Raw genomic sequence first — 22,102 nt, 5'->3', positions numbered from 1 at the left:
TGTAATGCTTGTTATACATCCCTCATCGACAAGCCTTCAGGCCGTTAGGCCAGTGTATGAACGCCCCCTGCGGCGCTCATCTAGACTTTATGCATAGTCGTAGGCAGAACCGAGCACGTCGCTTTGGTGCGGTTTGATCAATAGCGGCGTGGCAAGCTGCCCTTTATGCCCAGTTGAGGTGCGGCGAAGACCGTGCCGGGCACAACAAGATGCCCGCTCAGGGTGCCCTGGCCAACGGCCTGTCAATGCCACGATGCCGTGACGTGGTGTGAGTGCCGCAGCCGACACTTTCGGACGACCGACGACCTTCTGGTTTGTCCGTGACCGTGAGGATTGCTGAATGCCTGATGTTGAGTTGCACCTGTCTGTGGTCAATACCCTGCTGGAGCGCCATAAGGGCACTCCCGGTGCTCTGTTGCCGATTCTTCATGATATTCAGGAGCGCATTGGGTATATCCCCGATGCGGCCGTGCCCGAGATTGCCCACGCGCTGAACCAGAGTCAGGCCGAGGTGCGCGGGGTGATCAGTTTTTACCATGACTTCCGTACTGCGCCGCCTGCCCGGCATATCCTGCGGCTGTGCCGCGCCGAGTCGTGCAAGAGCCGCGGTGCCGAGCAGTTGGCGGCGCAATTGCGTGAGCGTCTGCAGCTGGATGATCACGGCAGCAGCGCCGATGGCAGCATCAGTTTGCGGCCGGTGTATTGCCTGGGTGCTTGTGCCTGCTCGCCGGCCCTGGAGCTGGACGGCCGGGTGCATGCGCGGCTGAGCGCTGAGCGTCTGGATGCCTTGCTCGACGCTTGCCGGGAGGACGCATGATGCCGACTCTTTATCTGCCGACCGACTCGCTGGCCCGTGCCGTGGGGGCCGATGAGGTGTCCGCGGCGCTGATCACTCAGGCCAGGGAACGCAATCTGCCACTGGAGTTGCAGCGCACCAGTTCGCGCGGCCTGTATTGGCTGGAGCCGTTGCTGGAGGTGGACTCGCCACAAGGCCGGATTGGCTTTGGTCCGCTGACCGCTGCCGATGTGCCGTCCGTTCTCGAAGCCCTAAACAGCTCAACCGAACATCCTCTGTCCCTGGGCCTGGTAGAAGAGCTGCCTTATCTGAAGACCCAACAACGCCTGCTGTTCGCCCGCGCCGGCATTACCCGGCCGTTGTCGCTGGACGACTACCGCGCCCACGGCGGTTTCGAAGGCCTGGCAAGGGCTGTCGCCATCGGCGGCGAGCAAACCGCCACAGCGGTGTTCGATTCGGGCCTGCGTGGCCGTGGCGGCGCGGCTTTCCCCGCCGGGATCAAATGGCGCACGGTGCGCGGCACCCAGGCTGCGCAAAAGTACATTGTGTGCAACGCCGACGAAGGCGACTCCGGCACCTTTGCCGACCGCATGTTGATGGAAGGCGACCCTTTCCTGCTGATCGAAGGCATGGCCATTGCCGGCATTACCGTCGGCGCCAGCTTCGGCTACATCTATGTGCGATCGGAATATCCAGACGCCGTCGCTACTCTGCGCGCAGCGCTGAACATCGCCCGTGACGCCGGCTATCTCGGCGCCAATGTCGGCGGCAGCGGCCAGGCGTTCGATATGGAAGTGCGGGTCGGTGCCGGCGCGTACATCTGCGGTGAGGAAACCGCCCTGCTGGATTCGCTCGAAGGCAAGCGCGGGGTCGTTCGCGCCAAGCCGCCGATCCCCGCGTTGCAGGGCCTGTTCGGCCAGCCGACGCTGGTGCACAACGTGCTGACCCTGGCCTCGGCGCCGCTGATTTTGGCCAAGGGTGCGCAGTTCTATCGCGACTACGGCATGGGCCGTTCCCTGGGCACCATGCCCTTCCAGTTGGCGGGCAATGTTCGTCACGGCGGCCTGGTGGAACGGGCCTTTGGCCTGACCCTGCGCGAGTTGGTGGAAGGCTACGGCGGCGGCACTGCCAGTGGCCGACCGCTGAAGGCTGCGCAGGTGGGTGGCCCGCTTGGCGCCTGGGTGCCGCCGGCGCAATTCGACACGCCGCTGGATTACGAGGCCTTCGCCGCCATGGGCGCGATGCTCGGTCACGGTGGTGTGGTGGTGGCGGACGACACGCTAGACATGGCCCACATGGCGCGTTTCGCCATGGAGTTCTGCGCCGAGGAATCCTGTGGCAAATGCACGCCGTGCCGTATCGGCTCGACCCGGGGCGTGGAGGTGATCGACCGCTTGCTGGCCGCATCGGACCAGGGAGGTCGCGATGAGCAAGTGATCATCCTCAAGGACCTGTGCGACACGATGCAATACGGTTCGCTGTGCGCCTTGGGCGGCATGGTCTCCTTTCCGGTCGCCAGCGCCCTCAAGTACTTCCCCGCCGACTTCGGCTTGCAGCCCTCGGAGGCCGAGCAATGATCACTGTATTCGATCCGAAAACCGACATGGATCTGGGCACGCCAGCCCGTGAAAGCCAGGTGCAGGTCACCCTGAACATCGATGGTCAAACCATCAGCGTGCCCGAAGGTACTTCGGTGATGCGCGCTGCCGCATTGCTGGGCACCACCATTCCCAAACTCTGTGCCACCGACAGCCTGGAAGCCTTCGGCTCCTGCCGCATGTGCCTGGTGGAGATCGACGGTATGCGCGGCTATCCCGCGTCCTGCACCACGCCGGTCACCGAAGGCATGACCGTGCACACCCAGACGCCGAAGCTCGCGACCCTGCGGCGCAACGTCATGGAGCTGTACATCTCCGATCACCCGCTGGACTGCCTGACCTGCTCGGCCAACGGCAACTGCGAGCTGCAAACCGTGGCCGGTCAGGTCGGCCTGCGGGAGGTGCGTTACGGCTATGAAGGCGACAACCATCTGGCCGATGTGAAGGACACTTCCAACCCCTACTTCGACTACGACCCGAGCAAGTGCATCGTCTGTAACCGCTGCGTGCGTGCCTGCGAAGAAACCCAGGGCACCTTTGCCCTGACCATCACCGGGCGCGGTTTTGAATCCCGGGTGGCGGCGGCGGGCGGGGATAACTTCCTCGATTCGGAATGCGTGTCCTGCGGCGCCTGTGTACAGGCCTGCCCGACCGCCACGCTGATGGAAAAAAGCGTGGTCGAACTGGGTCAGCCCGAACACAGCGTGATCACCACCTGCGCCTATTGCGGCGTGGGCTGCTCGTTCCGCGCCGAGATGAAAGGCGACCAACTGGTGCGCATGGTCCCGGACAAGAACGGCCAGGCCAACCACGGCCACTCCTGCGTCAAGGGGCGCTTTGCCTGGGGCTACGCCACCCACCCGGATCGCATCACCAAACCTATGATCCGCAGGCACATCAACGACCCGTGGCAGGAAGTCAGCTGGGATGAGGCGGTGACCTACGCCGCCAGCGAATTCCGCCGCCTGCAGCAGAAATATGGCCGCGATTCCATCGGCGGCATCACCTCCAGCCGCTGCACCAACGAAGAAACCTACCTGGTACAAAAACTGGTGCGCGCCGCGTTCGGCAACAACAACGTCGACACCTGTGCCCGGGTCTGCCATTCGCCGACCGGTTATGGCTTGAAGCAAACGTTGGGTGAGTCCGCTGGCACCCAGAGTTTCGACTCGGTGATGCAGGCCGACGTGATCCTGGTGATGGGCGCCAACCCGAGCGATGCGCACCCGGTGTTCGCTTCGCAACTCAAGCGCCGCCTGCGTGAAGGTGCGCGGCTGATCGTCATCGACCCACGGCGTATTGATCTGGTGGACTCGGTGCATGCCCGCGCCGACTATCACTTGGCCCTGCGTCCCGGCACCAACGTCGCCATGCTCAACGCCCTGGCCCATGTGATCGTCACCGAAGGCCTGCTCAACCAGCCCTTCATCGACGCCCGCTGCGAAGGCAACGATTTCGCCCGCTGGAGCGAGTTTGTCAGCCGTGCGGAGAACTCACCGGAAGCCCTTGCCCCAGTCTGTGGGGTCGACGCCGCCGATATTCGTGCGGCCGCGCGCCTGTACGCCACCGGCGGCAACGCCGCGATCTATTACGGCCTGGGCGTCACCGAGCACAGCCAGGGCAGCACCGCGGTGATGGGCATCGCCAACCTGGCCATGGCCACCGGCAACATCGGCCGCGAAGGCGTGGGCGTGAACCCGCTGCGGGGGCAGAACAACGTGCAGGGCTCCTGCGACATGGGCTCCTTCCCCCACGAGTTGCCCGGCTACCGGCACATTTCCAACGAAGTGGTGCGCGCGCAGTTCGAGCAGGCGTGGAACGTCACGTTGCAACCCGATCCGGGCTTGCGCATTCCCAACATGTTCGAGTCGGCGCTGGCCGGCAGCTTCAAGGGCTTGTACTGCCAGGGCGAAGACATCGCCCAGAGCGACCCGAATACCCAGCACGTCACCGCGGCCCTGTCGGCCATGGAGTGCGTGGTGGTGCAGGATATCTTCCTCAACGAAACCGCCAAGTTCGCTCACGTGTTCCTGCCGGGCGCTTCGTTCCTGGAAAAAGACGGCACCTTCACCAACGCCGAGCGGCGCATCTCGCGGGTACGCAAGGTCATGGATCCCCTGGGCGGCAAGGCCGACTGGGAAGGCACGGTGGCGCTGGCCAATGCCTTGGGTTACCCGATGAACTACAAGCATCCATCGGAAATCATGGATGAAATCGCCCGCCTGACGCCGACCTTCACCAACGTCAGCTACGCCGAACTCGAGCGCCACGGCAGCCTGCAATGGCCGTGCAACGCCGAGGCACCGGACGGTACGCCGACCATGCACATCGATCAATTCGTGCGCGGCAAGGGGCGCTTCATGCTCACCGGCTACGTGCCCACCGAGGAGAAGGTCAACAGCCGCTATCCGCTGCTGCTGACCACCGGGCGCATCCTCAGCCAGTACAACGTCGGCGCCCAGACCCGGCGAACCGAAAACGTCGCCTGGCACGATGAAGACCGCCTGGAAATCCACCCGACCGACGCCGAGAGCCGTGGCATCAACGAAGGCGACTGGGTCGGCATCGGCAGCCGCGCCGGGCAGACCGTGCTGCGCGCGCGGGTCACTGAACGAGTGGCGCCGGGCGTGGTGTACACCACCTTCCACTTCCCGGAATCGGGGGCCAACGTTATCACCACCGACAACTCCGACTGGGCCACCAACTGTCCGGAGTACAAGGTCACGGCCGTGGAGGTCAGCCGCGTGTACCACCCTTCGGAGTGGCAAAAACGCTTCCAGGAATTCACCGAAGAACAGCACCGCTTGCTCAAGGAACGCCGTCATGCCCGTGGCGATAAGGCAGAGGTGCGCCGATGAGCACCGAAAACCTGATCAAGATGGCCAACCAGATCGCCCAGTACTTCGCCAGCGAACCGGACCGGCAACAGGCAGTACTGGGTGTGCGTAATCATCTGCAGATGTACTGGACGCCGGGCATGCGCAAGGAGCTGCTGGCCTGGCAGACCGAGCATCATGGCGCGGATATGCACCCGCTGGCGCAAGAGGCGGTCAGTGGAGCGGGTTGGGAGGCTTAGCCTGCTGGCGGAAAACCTGTAGGAGCGAGCATGCTCGCGATGGACTCGAGAACGCCGCGGGGTGCCAGGCTTCCCGCGTTATCGTTAACGACCATCGCGACGGTGCGACGATTCGACATGCTCGCTCCTACAGGGTTATGTATCAATTTTGAATGCAGCTTTCGTCTTTGAGGTAGCGCGACAACTCATGTTGCCGCTGACAACCAAGCAACAGCCAAAGCAGTACCCTGGCTTTACGCGGACATAGAAATCCCGCCATCGATGCACCCTTGCGAATCAAATCCATCTCACTGCCGTGAAAACCATAGCTGGCTTGCGCGGTAGAGCCGGAACCGGTGCGAGTCGCGATGATGACCGGGATACTTTCGGCGACGTGCTCAATCACGGTCGCCCAGCTCTGCGAGACATGTCCGGCGCCGAAACCGGCTATCACCAGCCCGTCATAACCGAGGGTGAGGGTGCTTTCCAGAAACAGCGTGTCGGCCGAGAGGGATGCCTCGAGCATCGCAACCTTCTGTGTTGTCTGGTGTGGCAAAGGCAAAACCGTGCGCTGAGCCGGCGCACGCAGGTAGTGAACGCGGTCTTCCATGATCAAGCCTGTAGGCCCCACGACCGGAGAGGTAAACGCCTGCAGCGCCAGCGAATCGGTTTTGCGCACGCGTCTCGCTTGATGAATCTCCCCGTTCATAACGACATGAACGCCCCGCCGCCGGCTATTCTCGGACAGCGCTACGCGGCATGCATCCAGCAGATTCGCTGGCCCCTCGGCCCCCGGCTGTGCTGCCGAGCGCATCGCACCGGTCAGCACCAGCGGCGCGTCGTGAGGCCACAGGTAATCGAAAAAAACTGCCGTTTCTTCGAGTGTGTCGGTGCCTTGGATCAACACGACACCCACGGCGCCTTGTTTGATTTGAAATTCTGCCCAAGACAATACGTTCAGTAAAAGTTCGAAATCCAGTGAAGCGCTGGGAAGCAGTCCAAGGGTTTCAACGGTCACCCGGGCAAGCGTCGTCAATTGCGGAACGGACGCCAGTAGAGTCTCGCCGCTGACGGTCGGGATAACGCCTTCACCAGCATTCCTGGCTTGCATGCTCACTGTGCCACCGAGCGCCGCGATAGCTAGTTTGGGCAGATCCATGTGATACCTCACGTGTTCAGGAAAAGAGGTGGCTGTACCCGGTTCAAGACGGGGACAGCCGAAGGGGCGGGGGCATTTACTCCGCGACAAGAACGCCGATCAGCGGCACGATCAACAACGTGCTGATGGCCATGGACAGGACATTGCCGATGTAGGCATGCATGTCGGCCGGCAATCGCTTGGCAATCGCACAGGCCAGGGGCGGTGCGATCAATGCCCCCAGCAACGCACTCGAGCCGATCACCAGCCCACTGCCACCATGGGTCAGGATCGCAGCGGGCACCACTGACACCAGAGGCACGTAAGTGGGGTACCAGCCGCGCAACATCCATTGTCGACGCCACACCAGCACCCCGATGGCCGAGCTCAGCGCTTGTGCAGCAATGATATGAAGCAATAGTCCCGACCCGTACGCCGGGCTGATCGGGTTCATCGCGTACGCCAGCAATACCCCCAGTAACAAGCCAAGACTGGCCAGTTCATTGCCAAAGAATGGCGCTTCGGAAAAGTCTGCCAAGACCCGGCGCAGGCTCCAGACGACCCCGTAGTCGGGCGCTTTGGTGACGGGCGCGGGAGACTTGGCGGGTGGTATCACGGACTGCTCGGACTTCATCAGACCGGGTCGATAGCGGCACAGTAGAAATGCCACGACGCTGGCGACCGCCATGCCCAGCACATTGCCGATCACCGCTGGCAACCCCAAGGGGTTACACAGGTAATTAACGATCAACAGGCACATGGGTGTGACGAGTACGGCCCCCATGATTGCGCCGTTGATCGTGACCTTCCAGCCCCTGCCAAACATCAGCACCATCGCCGCTGGCAGCGACACGAACGCGGCGAATGTCGGTTGCCAGCTGGTGGCGGTCACCGTCCAGCCCCACAGCACGTTACTCAGCAACAACCCGAGCAACGAACTGGTGATCAGCCACGGCCATAACCCGGTGCCGTAGGCAATGCTGAAGCCTTGCCAGGCTCTGCCCGTTCGATTCGCCCAATAGGCGAGATAGGCGCCCGCCAAGAGTCCGATCGAGGCGAACTCGTGTTTGTAGAACGCCACCTCGCTGATGTCGCCAAGCAGCCAGCGCAACCAGGCACTCGGCTGGGAAAGGCTCGACACCATGTCGCTGTAACTCGGCCAATGCGCGGCCCAGAGCGAGCGATAGGTGAATGAAAGCCAGATGATCAGCAATGTCGCGCCGACCAGCATCAGGATGACCGCCATATCAAATGGCGATCTGTGGGCAATGCGGTTTTTGTCGGTAGTCGTTTGCATGTCAGGTCTCCCCTATCAGCGTGGGAGACATGGGTGTTGGGTGTAGCCGAGCATCTGATCGTAGAGGTCGGCTCTACGGTCACGATGCAGATCGTTCAGGTTGTTCCAGATGGGGGCGCTGCGGGAGCTGGTCAGGTCAATATCGGCATACAGGATTTCCTCCTGGTCTGCCGAGGCTACGGCGCCAATCGGCCAGCCATTGGTGCCAGCGATCAGCGAGCATCCGAGGTAGCGGGCACCTCGTTCCTCACCGATCCGGCTGGCAGCGGCGATAAACACATTGTTTACGTGCGCCGCTGTCATCGTCAGGTACGACGCCATGCATTTGCCGGCATCGTCGAACAGCGGCGGCGGTGTCCAGACCCAGTTATTGGGACTGCAAATGATGTCGGCGCCTTGTTGACTCAGGATGCGTGGCACCTCGGGGAACCAGATATCCCAGCAAATCAACATGCCGATTCGACCAATCGGCGTATCAAAAACCGGAAACCCCAGATCGCCGGGTGTGAACCAGAGTTTCTCCAGGTTCCACAAATGCGCCTTTCGATACTTGCCGATAAAACCGTCAGGGCCGACCAACATCGCGGTGTTGAACAGTCGCATGCCGTCGCGCTCCGCCAGGCCGGCCACGAGGTAGACGTTGTGCCTGCAGGCAAAATCGATCCACAGTTGCGCGCTTGGCCCGCCGGGTATCAACTGCGCATGTGCAAAGGCATCCTGCCGACTGCTGAAGAAATAACCGGTGCTGGACAGCTCAGGCAGCACGATAAGATTCGCACCGCCGTTGACCGCCTCCAGCGCCAATTCCAGGCTGCGACACAGATTTGCATCACAATTTTCAATGCCGACTTGTGGATCGAATTGCACGACTGCTACACGCACAGGGCTTGTTGGCTCGCTCATTTCGGGTGACCTCTTTTTATTTTTTTTCACGCTGTTTAATTGCGTGTTTATGAGAGTCGAAATGCCAGCGGGTGTAAGTCAGATGCTTCCGGTAGGGCTGTAGCCTGTGTCCGAAGATGTATGAGGGAGTTTCTTTAGTTTGATTCGGAAAAAGGGTCTGCATTTGCAGGCCCTTTTTGTGTGTGAAGAGCCCTCAAGTTCCCCCCCCTGTGGGAGCGGGCTTGCCCGCGAAGAGGCCAGTACTTTCAACGGGGATGCCGACCGGGCGAGCGCCTTCGCGGGCAAGCCCGCTCCCACAGGGTATGCATCGTTCTCGAGTTCCTGTTTTGATCACTCGATCTCAATCGGCCCCTTGGTCCCGGCATCACTGTCCGTCCAGTAATCCTCGCCCGTCAGCCGCCGATCACCTTGAAGCGTGAAGGTAAGTTTGCCCTGGTGAAATTGCAGGGTGCCGTCGGTGCGTTTGGCGTCAACCCGTTTGCCGTTCACCCAGACCTGTTCCTTGGCATCGATGCGGATGGTGGCCACTGTCGCGCCTGCATCGCTTTTGGCTACCCACTGGCCGGCATAGGGCGTCTGGGTCGTCGAGTTGTCGGTGGCGGGGTTGGTGAAACCGGCCTTGGCGTTTTCCGCCTTGCTTTTGTGGATATCACAGCCCTGGGTCTCGCTGACCTGGGTGCAGCCCGATTGCTCGAGTTGCTTGCGGTACTTGTCGTTGATGGCAAACGCCGGGGATTGCGCGGTCAGCAGGATTGCCAGCACTGGCAGGATGATTCTGTTCATGATTGCCCTCTTATTGATCAACAACTTGGTCATTGGCTGCGAACAGTATGGTGGGATGGAGCGGTGACCCATGCCTGCGGACGGCGTTCCGACGAGGGCGCCGCGGGGTGCCAGGGTTCCCGCGTTATCGTTAACGACCATCGTCGGAACGCCGCCCGGAGCGTGCTCGCTCCTACAGGGGGTGTTAGAGCAGGTGTTGGGAGATCAGCTTGGAGATCTCGACCATCGAGGTCTTGCCGGTGAACTCGAATTTTACTTTGCCCAATGACGAAAAGTAGATTTCCAGCTCGGAATCCAGGTCGAACGTCCCCGAAGTTTCCACCGAATACGCCACGATGTTTTTGTATGGCAACGAGGTGAAGTCTTTCTTGCTGCCGGTGATGCCTTGTACGTTCACCGCAATGATGCGCTTGTTGGTGAACACCACGCCGTCGCGCATGGACTTGTAGGAATCGATGACCTGTTCGCCGTCGAGCAAAAGGTCGGCAACGCGTTCGGCGTATTCCGCATTTTGCTTGAGCTTGAAGAATCCCTTGTTGTTGAAGTCGATCATTGGCCTCTCCCTGATTGTCAAAAAGTGCATCTAAGCACGACTTCATGCCATCGGCTGCCTTACTTTTCTCCGCCGGTCGCGCGTACCGCACTCTCGATCGCCTGCACGCTGATCGCCGCAAAGATCGCGGTGAGCAGCACGCCGTTGAACCCCAGCAATATCGCGAGTATTCGCGACATCGGCAGTTTCGGCACGAGTTCGCCGTAGCCGATGGTCAACCCGGTCACGAAACCGAAGTAAATGCCGTCGAAAGCGTCCCAGCCTTCCAGGTAGCTGATGATCAGGCCGCAGATGACGATGACGACCAGCATGGTGGAAAAAATCGGCCAGACAATTCGCAGGTAGTAACCTACGGCTTTGTAGAACTCTCGACGGATGTGCGAGGTATGGGTGGGCTTCATGTCATGGGTATCCTGGGGGCGGCGGATCATTTCGTGACAGACGCAATCGCCACTTCACTTTAGCCTGTGTCGCCGTCAGCTGCGCTATCATCGCCCGCCTCTGTATCTTCAAGAGTTTGTATCCCGGATGTCCCAAGCGCAGGCAATACCCGATGCCCCTCAATCGCTGCCACCCGTGCTGGCCGGCCCGCTGTTGCGACGCCTGGAACCCACGCGGCTGGTGCTGTGGCTGGTGGGCTCGCGGGCGCTGGAGCTGACGCTACGCTTGCAGGGCGTGGGCGATATTCGCCTCGATGCCGCGCAGTGCACGGTCGTTGCGGTGGGTACCCATGGGTTTGTGCACCTGATTGATGTGGCGCTGGACGTTGCCCTGCCCTGCGATGAATTGATCGAATACGACCTGCTGATCGATGACGGGACCGGCATCGCCACCTGGGCGCCGCATCTGTTGTATGGCGACGCCACTGCGCCGAACTTTGTCCTGCGCGCTCGCGTCGATCAGTTGCTGCACGGCTCCTGCCGCAAACCCCATCACCCGGCCTCCGACGGGCTGCTGTGTGTCGACGAGCTGTTGGCGCAAGACCATCCGGCCACGGACCGTCCGGCGCTGCTGATGATGAGCGGCGATCAGGTCTACGCCGATGATGTTGCCGGGCCGACCCTGCGGGCGATCCATGCCTTGATCGAACGCCTGGGGTTGTTCGGTGAGCATCTGGAGGGCGCCGTGGTCAGCGACAGCGCCGAGCTTTACGGGCACGCGGCCTGTTATTACCACCGCGCGGATTTGTTACCGGCGCTGGAGAGCAACGAAACCCTGCGCGAGCGCTTTTTCGGCGGTGCGCGCAAGCCGATTTTCACCAGCAGCAGTGCCGACAATCACCTGGTGACGTTCGCCGAAGTCATGGCCATGTACCTGTTGGTCTGGTCGCCGACGCCCTGGACCCTGATCGCGCCAAAACCGCCGAAACTGATCAAGGAGCGGCGCGAGCGGTATGCCCTGGAACAGACGCGCATCGACGGATTCAAGGCCGGCCTGGGCAAGGTCGCCCGAGCCCTGGCGCACGTGCCGACGCTGATGATTTTCGACGACCACGACATTACCGACGACTGGAATCTTTCCGCGCAGTGGGAGGAAACGGCCTACGGCCATCCGTTTTCCAAACGCATCATCGGCAATGCGCTGCTTGCCTACATGTTGTGCCAGGGCTGGGGCAACAATCCGGATGCCTTCACCGCTGTCCTGGAAAAGACCCGTTTGCTCAGCGCCACCGGCGATGATCGCTACCTCGACAGCGATGTCCAGGACGCTTTGATCGATGAGCTGCTGCGCTTCCAGCATTGGCATTACGTGCTGCCCACCACACCGGCCATGGTGGTGCTCGATACCCGTACCCGGCGCTGGCGCAGCGAGATGAACCTCAAGCAACCGTCGGGCCTGCTGGACTGGGAAGCCCTCTGCGAACTGCAGCAGGAGCTGCTCGATCACCCCTCGGCGATCATCGTGTCGCCGGCACCGATCTTCGGCGTCAAACTGATTGAAACCGTGCAAAGAGTGTTCAGCTGGCTGGGCTATCCACTGCTGGTGGACGCCGAGAACTGGATGGCCCATCGCGGCGCGGCCCAGGTGATCCTGAACATCTTCCGCCACTCGCGCACGCCGGGTAACTATGTGGTGCTGTCCGGCGATGTGCATTACTCCTTCGTCTACGAAGTGCTGATCCGCCACCGCAAGGCCGGCCCGCGCATCTGGCAGATCACCAGCAGCGGGATCAAGAACGAATTTCCACCGACCCTGCTGGAGTGGTTCGACCGCCTCAATCGCTGGCTGTACTCACCGCGCTCGCCGCTGAACTGGCTGACCAAGCGCCGACGCATGCGCATCGTGCCGCACGTGCCCGAACATGCCGAAGCGGGCGAGCGACTGTGGAATTCGGCGGGGATCGGCCAGGTGTACTTCAATGAACAAGGGCAGCCCCGGGATATTTTTCAGCACAACGCCAATGGTTCGCCGAAGACGCGGATGGTGGCGCCTGCAAACGATGACTGAGGGGCTGTACGGAGAACCTGTGGGAGCGACGGTGCGGCGATCCGACCTGCTCGCGAAGACTGCTTAACATTCAGCATTTATGCTACCTGATACACCGCTTTCGCGAGCAGGCTCGCTCCCACAGTTTGATCGGTGTCGCTCATGGACCTCACCCGAACCCTGATCATCGGTAACTCCGGCTCCGGCAAGAGCTGGCTGGCGCAACGCCTGGCCGAGCGATTGCAGGTGCCATGGACCGATCTCGACCGCATTCACTGGCTGTCCGACGAACACAGCATCCCCCGCCCCCGCGCTGAAGCCTTGGCCATGGCGCGGGTCGCGGCCGAGCAAGAACGCTGGGTGATCGAAGGCGTGTATGGCTGGATCGCCAGCGAACTGCTGCCCCGCACGACGACGCTGATCTGGTTGAGCGTTGCCGACGAGGTTTGCGTCGCCAACATCCGCCAACGTGAAGCCAACGACGACGAACGCCTGATCGCCCTGCTGGAGTGGGCGGGGAGCTATCGCCAGCGCGATGGGTCCAGCGGATATACGGCCCATCGGCAGCTGTTCGAAGGGTTTGACGGTTGCAGAATTCAATTGATGGACTGGACTGAAATCACCGATTTTGCCAGCGCAATGCACTACGCCGATTGATTTATCTTCACGGCTTCTCATCAGATAAGGACTACAGCGTTCTCGGAAACGTCCCGAGAAGGTTTCGACGATACTCAGGAGAAGCGTTGATGCGCCAATTGCATAACGACCATTCGGAGCTATCGCCTTGTCAACCTGTACTGATTTCTGTACGTTCCTTGCATCGAGCGAGGATTTCACCATGCACACCATCAATTACACCACCGCACGCGCGCACCTGGCTGAAACCATGGATCGCGTCAATGAAGACCGCACCCCACTACTGGTCACCCGCCAGAAAGGCGAGCCGGTGGTGATGATGTCGCTGGCGGAATACAACGCCCTTGAGGAGACCGCCTACCTGCTTCGCTCCCCCGCCAACGCTGAACGCCTGATCAAGTCGATTGGCAACCTGCGCGCCGGGAAAACCAAGTCTCGGCAACTCATTGAAGAATGAATATCGAGTTCACTCCTGAAGGCTGGGACGACTACCTTTGGTTTCAGCAAAACGATAAGGCGGGACTCAAACGCATCAACCTGCTGATCAAAGCCATCCTGCGTGAACCGTTCGAGGGTCTCGGAAAACCGGAACCGCTCAAACACAACTTGAGCGGCTTCTGGTCGCGCCGGATAACGGCTGAACATCGCTTGGTCTACACCATCGAAGACGGTGAGTTATGCGTTGTCATGTGCAGATACCACTACTGAACTCACTCCCCTGACAATCATCTCCACCTCCCGCTCATCAATCGTCAGCGGCGGCAACAAACGAATGGTTTGCCCCCGCGTCACGTTGATCAGCAGCCCGTGGTCCCGGGCGGCGATCAGGCTCAGGTCGCGGATCGGTTGCTTGAGTTCGATGCCGATCATCAGGCCCTGGCCACGGATCGCCAGGACGTTCGGTTGGTCCGCCAATTCCATGCGCAACCTGCTTATCAGGCGTTCGCCCTGAAGCCGGGCATTTTCCAGCAAGCCTTGCTCCTCGATGATGTCCAGCACCGTGCAACCGACCCGACAGGCCAGCGGGTTGCCGCCGAAGGTGCTGCCGTGACTACCGGGGGTAAAGAGTTCGGCGGCTCTGCCACGGGCCAGGCAGGCGCCGATCGGGACGCCGTTACCCAGGCCTTTGGCCAGGGTCATCACATCCGGGACGATGCCTTCGTGCTGGAACGCGAACCACTGCCCGGTACGGCCGATGCCGGTCTGGATTTCATCCAGCATCAACAACCAGGAGCGCCGGTTGCAGAGCTCGCGCACGGCTTTCAAGTAACCGGGTGGTGCCAGCTGCACACCGCCTTCGCCCTGGATCGGCTCCATCAGGATGGCCACGATGCGCGAGCCGTGATCCTGGCGCACCTTGTCCAGTGCCTTGAGGTCGCCGAACGGCACTTTGACGAAGTCCCCTGGCAACTTGTTGAAACCCAGGCGCACCGCCGGGCCATCGCTGGCGCACAGGGTGCCGAGGGTGCGGCCGTGGAAAGCGTTTTCCATGACCACCACCAAGGGTTGCTCGATGCCTTTGTGCCAGCCATGCAGGCGGGCAATTTTCAGCGCCGTTTCATTGGCCTCGGCCCCGGAGTTGTTGAAGAACGCCCGGTCCATGCCTGACAGTTGGGTCAGTTTGCGCGCCAGGCGTTGCTGCCAGTCGATGCTGTAGAGGTTGGAAGTGTGCAGCAACAGGCCGGCCTGTTCGCTGATCGCCGCGACGATTTTCGGGTGAGAGTGGCCGACGTTGGTCACCGCCACCCCGGCCACCGCGTCCAGGTATTCACGACCGGCCTGGTCCCACAGGCGCGTGCCCAGGCCCTTGTGGAAACTCAAGGCCAAGGGTTGGTAAGTGCTCATCAGGCAGGCGGCGGTCATGACATCAAGCTCCATCAAGGGTCAGTGTTTTTGCAGTATGGTTAGCCACCTGAACTGGATAAATACTGCAATACTTCAATCATTTTAAAGTTGAGCTTGATAATGGACCTGTTCCAGGCAATGACCGTCTACGTCAAGGTGGTGGAAACCGGCAGCATGACGAGCGCCGCTGCGCAGTGCAAAATGTCCACGACCATGGTCGGCAACCACCTCAAGGCCCTCGAGCAGCGCCTGGGCGTGCGCCTGCTCAACCGCACGACCCGGCGCCAGCGGTTGACCGAATTTGGCGTTGCGTATTACCAGCGCTGCCTCGAAGTGTTGGGGCTGGTGGCTGATTCCGAACGCCTGGCCGAGCAAGCGCTGGATGAACCCAGCGGCACGTTGCGCATCTCGGCGCCCTTGACCTTCGGCACGGAAAAACTGGCACCCGCCCTGAGCGAATTCGCCCTGCTCTACCCCAGGGTAAAACTCGACGTGATGCTCACCAACCGGCGTCCGGACCTGCTGGAAAACGGACTGGACGTGGCCTTTCGCCTGGGCGCTATCGAGGCGTCCAACCTGATCGCCCGCCCGCTGCTCGACTACACCCTGACCATGTGCGCATCGCCGGCGTATGTGGCCCGTCGCGGCGCACCGCAAACCCCTGAAGACCTGCGCCACCACGATTGCCTGTCCTTCGCCTATCCGGCTGGCGATGACTGGCATTCGGTGGAGAAAGAATGGCGCCTGGCCGGCCCGGAAGGCGAAGTCACGGTAGCGGTCAGCGGACCGATGCTGATCAACAGCTCGGCAGGGCTGCATCAGGCGGCGCGAACCGGCATGGGTATCGTGATGTTGCCCGATGTCCTGGTCGAGCAAGACATCCAGGACGGCAAACTGCTGGCCTTGATGCCCGGATTCAACCCGCCGAGCCGGCCGATGCACCTGATGTATGCCCAGGATCGCTACCGCCTGCCGAAATTGCGACGTTTCGTCGACTTCGCCGTGCAGATGTGGGGCAAGCACTAGCAGCCTCGCCGAGCCTTGGACTAATCTCCCTGACTGAGCAGGTCATTGGCTATCAGGCGTGTGCCAGGGAGAGCAGCGATGGGAGAAGCATCGAGTATCGAACCCTTGAAGTTCAATGTCTCGGACATGAACGAAGGCATGCTGCACACCATCATGGAACTGGTCAGCGACGGAATATGGGACTGGAACGCCAACACCGGCTTCGTCTACCGCAACGCCCGTTGGTACGAAATGCTCGGCTACACGCCGCACTCCCTGGATAACAACGTGTTGACCTGGGAAAACATCATCCACCCCGATGATTTCCCGCAGGTGATGGCTCTGTTCGATGACTACCTGAGTCAGCGCACGCCCGTGTATCAGGCCGAGTACCGCTGCCGCACGCATGATGGCCGTTATATCTGGATCGAAGACCGCGGCCACGTGCTGGCACGCAATGCCGACGGTTCAGTGGCGCGGATGGTCGGTGCCCACCGCAGCATCGAAGACAAGAAGCGCCTGCTCGAAGCCCTCGAACGGCGCAATCAATCCCTTGAGGCCCTCGTTGAAGAACGCACCCGCGAGCTGTCCAGCGTCAATCAGCAACTGCAGAGGCAACTGGAAGAAAATCGTAAGTTGGCTGAAACCGATGCCCTGACGTCGACTGCCAATCGATATCGCCTGGATCAGGCCCTGCGCCAGGAATGCGAGCGGTCCCAGCGCTTTCGCCAGCCGTTGTCACTGATCGCCATGGACATCGACGATTTCAAGAGCATCAACGATCACTACGGCCATGCACTGGGCGATGCCGCCTTGATTCAGGTGGTCGAACGAGTCAAGCGCAGTTTGCGTGCGGGGGATGTGCTGGCCCGTTGGGGCGGCGACGAATTCATCGCGGTACTGCCCGATACCTCGCTGGCTGAGGCCAGGACCCTGGCCGAAGCCATCCGCCAGGGTCTATCGGAGATGCCATTGGTGGGCGACTTTCACGTGAGCATGAGTTTCGGCGTGGTCCAGCGCTTCGAGGAGGAGCAACAGAGCGGCCTGATGGCCAGGGCCGATCAGGCACTGTATCGGTCGAAAGTCGCCGGCAAGAATGTGATCAGCGGATAACCGCCGTCACATCCCCGTCTTCACCAGCACCGGTTTTTCCTGATAGCGATCCGGGTACAGCTGCTTGAGCTGTGCCACCTTTGGCAAGTCATTGATCACGATGTAGGGATAGGTCGGGTGCTCGGTCAGGAAGTCCTGGTGTTCTTCTTCGGCCGGATAAAAACCGTTGAAGCTCTCCAGCTTGGTCACGATCGGCTTGTCGAACGAATGCGCGGCATCGAGCTGGGCAATGTAGGCCTGGGCGACCCGTTGCTGTTCGCTGCTCTTGGTAAAGATCGCCGAGCGGTATTGGGTGCCGGTGTCGGGCCCCTGGCGGTTGAGTTCGGTCGGGTTGTGGGCCACGGAAAAGTAGATCTGCAACAAGGTACCGTAGCTGACCTGGCTTGGGTCGAAGGTCACTTCCACCGATTCCGCATGCCCGGTACTGCCGCTGCTGACGCGTTCGTACTGCGCCGTGTTGGCTGCGCCACCGGCGTAACCGGAGACGGCATTTTTCACGCCTTTGACATGCTGGAACACCCCTTGCACACCCCAGAAGCAACCACCGGCGAACACCGCGGTTTCGCTGCGGGCCTGGGTGGTTTCGTCGAGGGCCGGCGGGGGTAGGAGAACGCCTTCTTCAGCCCCGCCCAGGGAAAATGCCGAGCATTGGCCGATGATGCCGGCAGCGGCCAGACCCAACAGCGTGCGGCGCCAGGTGAAAAGATTTTTCATGTCACAGACTCCTGGGAAATTCAGACGGCTTTGGGCTCGAACTTGAGCGCCAGACCGTTCATGCAGTAACGCAAACCGGTCGGTTTCGGCCCGTCGTCGAAGACATGGCCCAGATGCCCGCCGCAACGCCGGCAGTGCACCTCTTCGCGCGACATGCCGTAGGAACGGTCCTGGCGAGTGGCCACGGCCTTGTCCAGCGGCGCCCAGAAACTCGGCCAGCCGGTATGGCTATCGAACTTGGTCGCCGATGAGAACAGCGGCAACTGGCACCCGGCGCAGAGGAATGTGCCGTCGCGGTGCTCATTGTTCAGCGGGCTGCTGTAGGCCCGTTCAGTGCCTTCTTCGCGGAGGATTTCGTACTGTTCGTCGCTCAGGATGGCGTGCCATTCGCTGTCGCTGTGGGTCACTTCGAACGCCTCGGCGGCGCTGGCATCGCTGATCAATGCCGTGCCTGTGGAAAACTTCGGCAACAGGCCGATTGCCAGGGCTGCCACCCCCAGCCCGCCGCTCGCGAGAAGAAATTGCCGTCGTGAAAACATGCTCGTCTCCAAAAATCCAGGGGTGTTTCATGGAACACAGCCTAGGCTTTGGGTGATCGCCAAATCCTCACGGGAAGTTAAACAATTCGTGATAACTCGGGCCACGAAAAACCCGCACAATGGACCCTTCACTGACTTCACTGACTTGACTGACTTAATTGTAGGAGCTGCCGCAGGCTGCGATCTTTTGATCTTGTTTTTTTAAATCAAAGTCAAAAGATCGCAGCCTTCGGCAGCTCCTACAGTGAGTGGCATTACGCACATTGCGCCGAAGGATTGAAGTGGATGGAACAGACCAAACGCGTCCTCGTGGTCGAGGACGACCTGCATATCGCCGACCTGATTTGCCTGCACCTGCGTGACGAGCAGTTCGAGGTGGTGCACAGCGCCGACGGCAATGAAGGCATGCGCCTGCTGCAGCAAGGCAACTGGGATGCGCTGATCCTCGACCTGATGCTGCCCGGTGTCGACGGCCTGGAAATCTGCCGCCGCGCCCGCGCCATGGCCCGCTACACGCCGATCATCATCACCAGTGCGCGCTCCAGCGAAGTGCACCGGATCCTCGGCCTGGAGCTCGGTGCCGACGATTACCTGGCCAAGCCATTTTCCATGCTCGAACTGGTGGCCCGGGTCAAAGCTTTGCTGCGCCGGGTGGATGCCATGTCACGCAACCTGAAGATGGACGCCGGCAGCCTGCTCATCGACGGACTGGCCATTGACCCGATCACCCGCGAAGTGTCCCAGGGCGGCCGACGCCTGGACCTCACACCCCGGGAGTTCGACTTGCTGTACTTCTTCGCCCGCCAGCCGGGCAAGGTGTTTTCGCGCATGGACCTGCTCAACGCCGTCTGGGGCTATAGCCACGAAGGCTATGAGCACACGGTCAACACCCACATCAATCGCCTGCGCGCCAAGATCGAGGCCGACCCGGCGCAACCGGTGCGCATCCTCACGGTCTGGGGCCGCGGCTACAAGTTCGCCACCGGGGAGGAATCGCCGCCATGAGGCTGACCCTGACGCAGCGCCTGTCCCTGGTGTTCGCCGTGCTACTGCTGGTGTGCTGCGGCACCTCGGCGTGGCTACAGGTGCGTTCCAACCAGATGCATGAACAGGAAGTGGTGCAAGGGTTGTCCCGGGACCTGGCGCAGCACATCGCCAGTGACACGGTGCTGATGGACACCCAGGGCCTGATGCCCAATGCCGTGCGGGATCTGTTCAGCAAGCTGATGCAGGTCAACCCCAGTGTCGAGGTGTACCTGTTGGACACCGAGGGCAAGATTGTCGGCAGTGCCGCGCCCGAAGGCAGGATTCGACGCGAGCGTGTCGACCTGGCGCCAATCCAGCGCCTGCTCAGGGGCGACGCCCTGCCGATTACCGGTGATGATCCGCGCAGCGTCGACGCGCGCAAGGTGTTCAGCGCCGCACCGTTGAAGGTCAATGGCAAGGCCGTCGGGTATCTCTACGTGGTGCTGCTGGGCGAAGACCATGATCGCCTGGCCGAACGGGGCGCCACCAGTGCTGCACTCAATACCGCCCTGATGTCCATTGGATTGGTTGCGCTGTTGTGCCTGATTGCCGGTCTCACCGCGTTTGCGCTGATCACCCGGCCATTGCGCCGCCTCACCGAAACCGTCAGCCAGTTCGACATCGATGGCGTCCCGGTGACGCCGGCCCTGCCCGTCCCGCTGGAAAAAGTCGCCAGCCACGATGAAATTGCTGTTCTCGACGCTGCCTTCCGGCAGATGCAGGCGCGTTTGGGCGAACAATGGCGCTCATTGACCCGCCAGGACCAGGAACGCCGCGAACTGGTGGCAAACATCTCCCACGATCTGCGTACGCCGCTGGCCTCGTTGCACGGCTATCTGGAAACCCTGTCGCTCAAGGACGCCACGCTGTCCGCCACCGACCGCCGCCGCTACCTGGGCATCGCCCTTGATCAAAGCCGCAAGGTCGGCGGGCTGGCGCAGTCGCTGCTGGAACTGGTGCGCCTGGAACATGGTTTTGTGCAACCGGTGCTGGAGCGTTTTTCGCTGACCGACCTGGTCCAGGACATTTTCCAGAAGTTCGAACTGACGGCCGAGGCGCGGCAGGTTGAATTGAAGGCCACGTTCGCCCCCAACGTTTCTGCAGCTTGCGCTGACCTGGGATTGATCGAGCGGGTGTTGACCAATCTTTTCGACAACGCGTTGCGCCATACACCGCCAGGTGGCGAGATCGAACTGGGTTTGCGTCCCCAAGGCTCGTTCATTGAAGTGACTGTCAGCGACACTGGCCCTGGTATCGCTCCCGAATTGCGCGAGGGTCTGTTTTTGCGGCCGTTCAATATCGGTGGCGCACGGCGCGATGGCGGGCTGGGGTTGCGTATTGTGCACCGCATCCTGCAATTGCATGGGCTTGAGATTCAGTTGATCGACAGGCCGGGGCGTGGGGCGACGTTTCGGTTTTTGTTGCCGATCGATGAACAGACTGCGGCGGGATTGGCGGAGCGGTCGATGAACCTGAATACCCCTCGGCAAGTCTGAAAAGTCAGGGCGCCTGACAAACCGCTTTCGCGAGCAGGCTCGCTCCCACAGGGGATTTGCGTCGTACACAGAATTTGTGGCAACCCGAATCAACTGTGGGAGCGAGCCTGCTCGCGAATAGGCCAGCTCGAACAACCGAGCATTCAGGTCAGTCCCGATAATCCGGCGCCACACGCTCCAGCAATCTCAGCAACGCCGCCCAGGCCAGTTGCATGGCATCTGGATCATTGAGCTCACCCTCCTCCAGCGCCCGTCCCGGCTCATTGAACTGCCGCTCGGTATGCGCGCAAACCTCGGGCGACGGCAACACCAGCTCCCCGGCAGCCATGGCTGCCAACTGAATGTCGCAGGCCTTTTCCAAGTAATACATGCGCATGAACGCCTGCCCCACCGTCTCCCCCCACCGTCAGCAAACCGTGATTGCGCAGCATCAGCACCGGCTTGTCGCCCATGTCCGCCACCAGCCGCTATTCGCTCATGTCCAGCGCCACGCCTTCGTAGTCGTGGTAGGCCACACGGTTGTAGAACTCCATGGAAATCTGGTTCACCGGCAACAGCCCGCACTTCAACGCCGCCATCGCGCAACCGGATTTTGTGTGCGTGTGCAACACGCATTGCGCGTCTTCACGAGCACCGTGAATGGCGCTGTGAATCACGAAACCGGCCGGGTTCACCGGGTACGGCGACGGTTCCACCGCGTTGCCATCGAGGTCGATTTTCACCAGGTTCGACGCCGTGATCTCATCGAACATCAGCCCGTAGGGGTTGATCAGGAAGTGATGCTCCGGCCCCGGAATGCGCACTGAGATGTGGGTGAAGATCAAATCGGTCATGCGAAAATGCGCTGCTGGCCCTGGTCAGCGCATTGATCTGGGTGCTGTTGAAAATGACCCGCGTGAACCGACTGGTAGGCTGAGATCACTATGAACACCCATCGTACAAGCCTGAGTACCCGCCTGCTGGCCGTGGTCGCCATGGCCTTCATGCTGTTCCCGTTGCTGACGGTCATCCCGGTGTCGTTCACCAGCAAGCGTTTCCTGTCGATGCCCCAAGGCAATTGGTCGCTGCGGCATTACGAAGCGCTGATGAGCAACCCTGACTGGTTCAATGCCATCAGCCAAAGCCTGACCATCGCCTTTGCCACGAGCATCATCGCGACCTTGCTGGCCGCCAGCTTC

The 22,102-nt window shown here is 61.1% G+C and carries 22 protein-coding genes and 1 pseudogene; 13 read left to right on the top strand and 10 right to left on the bottom strand.

Annotation, left to right across the window (positions count from 1 at the left end; genetic code table 11):
• Nucleotides 1–340: 340 nt before the first annotated feature.
• The 4 genes from PG5_RS02895 to PG5_RS02880 are packed head-to-tail and all read left to right on the top strand — an operon-like array spanning nt 341 to nt 5,470.
• On the top strand, nt 341–817 hold the full coding sequence (locus PG5_RS02895) for a formate dehydrogenase subunit gamma (protein ID WP_020795582.1): 477 nt from the start codon (nt 341–343) through the stop codon (nt 815–817).
• Nucleotides 814–2,373 carry an NADH-quinone oxidoreductase subunit NuoF gene (locus tag PG5_RS02890; RefSeq protein ID WP_020795581.1) on the top strand — a complete coding sequence of 520 codons (1,560 nt, stop codon included), beginning with the start codon at nt 814–816 and terminating at the stop codon, nt 2,371–2,373. The genes PG5_RS02895 and PG5_RS02890 overlap by 4 nt, the downstream gene beginning before the upstream one ends.
• Nucleotides 2,370–5,252 carry a formate dehydrogenase subunit alpha gene (gene fdhF / locus PG5_RS02885; protein ID WP_020795580.1) on the top strand — a complete coding sequence of 961 codons (2,883 nt, stop codon included), beginning with the start codon at nt 2,370–2,372 and terminating at the stop codon, nt 5,250–5,252. The genes PG5_RS02890 and fdhF overlap by 4 nt, the downstream gene beginning before the upstream one ends.
• Complete coding sequence (locus tag PG5_RS02880; protein ID WP_020795579.1) at nt 5,249–5,470, top strand: formate dehydrogenase subunit delta; 222 nt, start codon at nt 5,249–5,251, stop codon at nt 5,468–5,470. The genes fdhF and PG5_RS02880 overlap by 4 nt, the downstream gene beginning before the upstream one ends.
• Before the next feature lie 142 nt (nt 5,471–5,612).
• On the opposite strand, the gene PG5_RS02875 is transcribed toward PG5_RS02880, so the two are convergent.
• The 6 genes from PG5_RS02875 to PG5_RS02850 form a co-directional block, all read right to left on the bottom strand.
• Nucleotides 5,613–6,608, bottom strand: coding sequence for an asparaginase (locus tag PG5_RS02875; protein ID WP_020795577.1), 996 nt, complete (start codon nt 6,606–6,608; stop codon nt 5,613–5,615).
• Between the two features lie 76 nt (nt 6,609–6,684).
• A complete protein-coding gene (locus PG5_RS02870) occupies nt 6,685–7,884 on the bottom strand; it encodes a hypothetical protein (protein WP_020795576.1) in 1,200 nt (399 codons plus the stop codon).
• 15 nt (nt 7,885–7,899) lie between these two features.
• Nucleotides 7,900–8,787 carry a nitrilase family protein gene (locus PG5_RS02865; RefSeq protein ID WP_020795575.1) on the bottom strand — a complete coding sequence of 296 codons (888 nt, stop codon included), beginning with the start codon at nt 8,785–8,787 and terminating at the stop codon, nt 7,900–7,902.
• A 330-nt stretch (nt 8,788–9,117) separates the two neighbouring features.
• Nucleotides 9,118–9,570, bottom strand: coding sequence for a hypothetical protein (locus tag PG5_RS02860; RefSeq protein WP_020795574.1), 453 nt, complete (start codon nt 9,568–9,570; stop codon nt 9,118–9,120).
• Nucleotides 9,571–9,754: 184 nt separating this feature from the next.
• Nucleotides 9,755–10,123 (bottom strand): PH domain-containing protein, encoded by a 369-nt coding sequence (locus PG5_RS02855; protein WP_020795573.1) that lies wholly within the window; start codon nt 10,121–10,123, stop codon nt 9,755–9,757.
• Nucleotides 10,124–10,182: 59 nt separating this feature from the next.
• Nucleotides 10,183–10,524 (bottom strand): potassium channel family protein, encoded by a 342-nt coding sequence (locus PG5_RS02850; RefSeq protein ID WP_020795572.1) that lies wholly within the window; start codon nt 10,522–10,524, stop codon nt 10,183–10,185.
• A 127-nt stretch (nt 10,525–10,651) separates the two neighbouring features.
• On the opposite strand from PG5_RS02850, the gene PG5_RS02845 reads away from it, so the two are divergent.
• The 4 genes from PG5_RS02845 (at nt 10,652) to PG5_RS02830 (ending at nt 13,894) form a co-directional block, all read left to right on the top strand.
• Entirely contained in the window at nt 10,652–12,571 is a 1,920-nt protein-coding gene (locus tag PG5_RS02845; RefSeq protein ID WP_020795571.1) for an alkaline phosphatase D family protein, read from the top strand.
• 141 nt (nt 12,572–12,712) lie between these two features.
• Complete coding sequence (locus PG5_RS02840; RefSeq protein WP_020795570.1) at nt 12,713–13,207, top strand: AAA family ATPase; 495 nt, start codon at nt 12,713–12,715, stop codon at nt 13,205–13,207.
• A 181-nt stretch (nt 13,208–13,388) separates the two neighbouring features.
• Nucleotides 13,389–13,643: a type II toxin-antitoxin system Phd/YefM family antitoxin gene (locus PG5_RS02835; RefSeq protein ID WP_020795569.1), complete on the top strand. Its 255-nt coding sequence runs from the start codon at nt 13,389–13,391 to the stop codon at nt 13,641–13,643.
• Nucleotides 13,640–13,894: a Txe/YoeB family addiction module toxin gene (locus PG5_RS02830; RefSeq protein WP_020795568.1), complete on the top strand. Its 255-nt coding sequence runs from the start codon at nt 13,640–13,642 to the stop codon at nt 13,892–13,894. The genes PG5_RS02835 and PG5_RS02830 overlap by 4 nt, the downstream gene beginning before the upstream one ends.
• Here PG5_RS02830 and PG5_RS02825 read toward each other — a convergent pair.
• Nucleotides 13,862–15,049, bottom strand: coding sequence for an aspartate aminotransferase family protein (locus PG5_RS02825; protein ID WP_020795567.1), 1,188 nt, complete (start codon nt 15,047–15,049; stop codon nt 13,862–13,864). The genes PG5_RS02830 and PG5_RS02825 overlap by 33 nt on opposite strands.
• Nucleotides 15,050–15,151: 102 nt before the next feature.
• On the opposite strand from PG5_RS02825, the gene PG5_RS02820 reads away from it, so the two are divergent.
• Together PG5_RS02820 and PG5_RS02815 are read left to right on the top strand one after the other, a co-directional pair.
• A complete protein-coding gene (locus tag PG5_RS02820; protein WP_020795566.1) occupies nt 15,152–16,057 on the top strand; it encodes a LysR family transcriptional regulator in 906 nt (301 codons plus the stop codon).
• Between the two features lie 78 nt (nt 16,058–16,135).
• Nucleotides 16,136–17,149, top strand: a complete 1,014-nt coding sequence (locus PG5_RS02815; protein WP_020795565.1) for a sensor domain-containing diguanylate cyclase — start codon at nt 16,136–16,138, stop codon at nt 17,147–17,149.
• Nucleotides 17,150–17,155: 6 nt separating this feature from the next.
• Here the strand turns inward: PG5_RS02815 and msrA are convergent, their stop codons facing one another.
• Together msrA and msrB are read right to left on the bottom strand one after the other, a co-directional pair.
• On the bottom strand, nt 17,156–17,863 hold the full coding sequence (gene msrA / locus PG5_RS02810; RefSeq protein ID WP_020795564.1) for a peptide-methionine (S)-S-oxide reductase MsrA: 708 nt from the start codon (nt 17,861–17,863) through the stop codon (nt 17,156–17,158).
• Nucleotides 17,864–17,883: 20 nt separating this feature from the next.
• Nucleotides 17,884–18,402, bottom strand: coding sequence for a peptide-methionine (R)-S-oxide reductase MsrB (gene msrB / locus PG5_RS02805; protein ID WP_020795563.1), 519 nt, complete (start codon nt 18,400–18,402; stop codon nt 17,884–17,886).
• Between the two features lie 285 nt (nt 18,403–18,687).
• Here msrB and PG5_RS02800 point away from each other — a divergent pair, with 285 nt between their 5' ends.
• A complete protein-coding gene (locus PG5_RS02800) occupies nt 18,688–19,407 on the top strand; it encodes a response regulator transcription factor (protein ID WP_020795562.1) in 720 nt (239 codons plus the stop codon).
• A complete protein-coding gene (locus tag PG5_RS02795; protein ID WP_020795561.1) occupies nt 19,404–20,924 on the top strand; it encodes a HAMP domain-containing sensor histidine kinase in 1,521 nt (506 codons plus the stop codon). Before PG5_RS02800 ends, PG5_RS02795 begins: the two co-directional genes overlap by 4 nt.
• A 148-nt stretch (nt 20,925–21,072) precedes the next feature.
• Here the strand turns inward: PG5_RS02795 and PG5_RS02790 are convergent.
• Nucleotides 21,073–21,769, bottom strand: a pseudogene (locus tag PG5_RS02790) (class II aldolase/adducin family protein); the annotation flags it as partial.
• 78 nt (nt 21,770–21,847) lie between these two features.
• On the opposite strand from PG5_RS02790, the gene PG5_RS02785 reads away from it, so the two are divergent.
• Nucleotides 21,848–22,102: polyamine ABC transporter permease (locus tag PG5_RS02785; protein ID WP_042955218.1), on the top strand; the 255-nt coding region annotated here is incomplete at its 3' end.

Source organism: Pseudomonas sp. G5(2012) (assembly GCF_000408945.1).
GTDB lineage: Bacteria > Pseudomonadota > Gammaproteobacteria > Pseudomonadales > Pseudomonadaceae > Aquipseudomonas > Aquipseudomonas umsongensis.
This window is presented reverse-complemented; position numbering and strand designations above follow the sequence as displayed.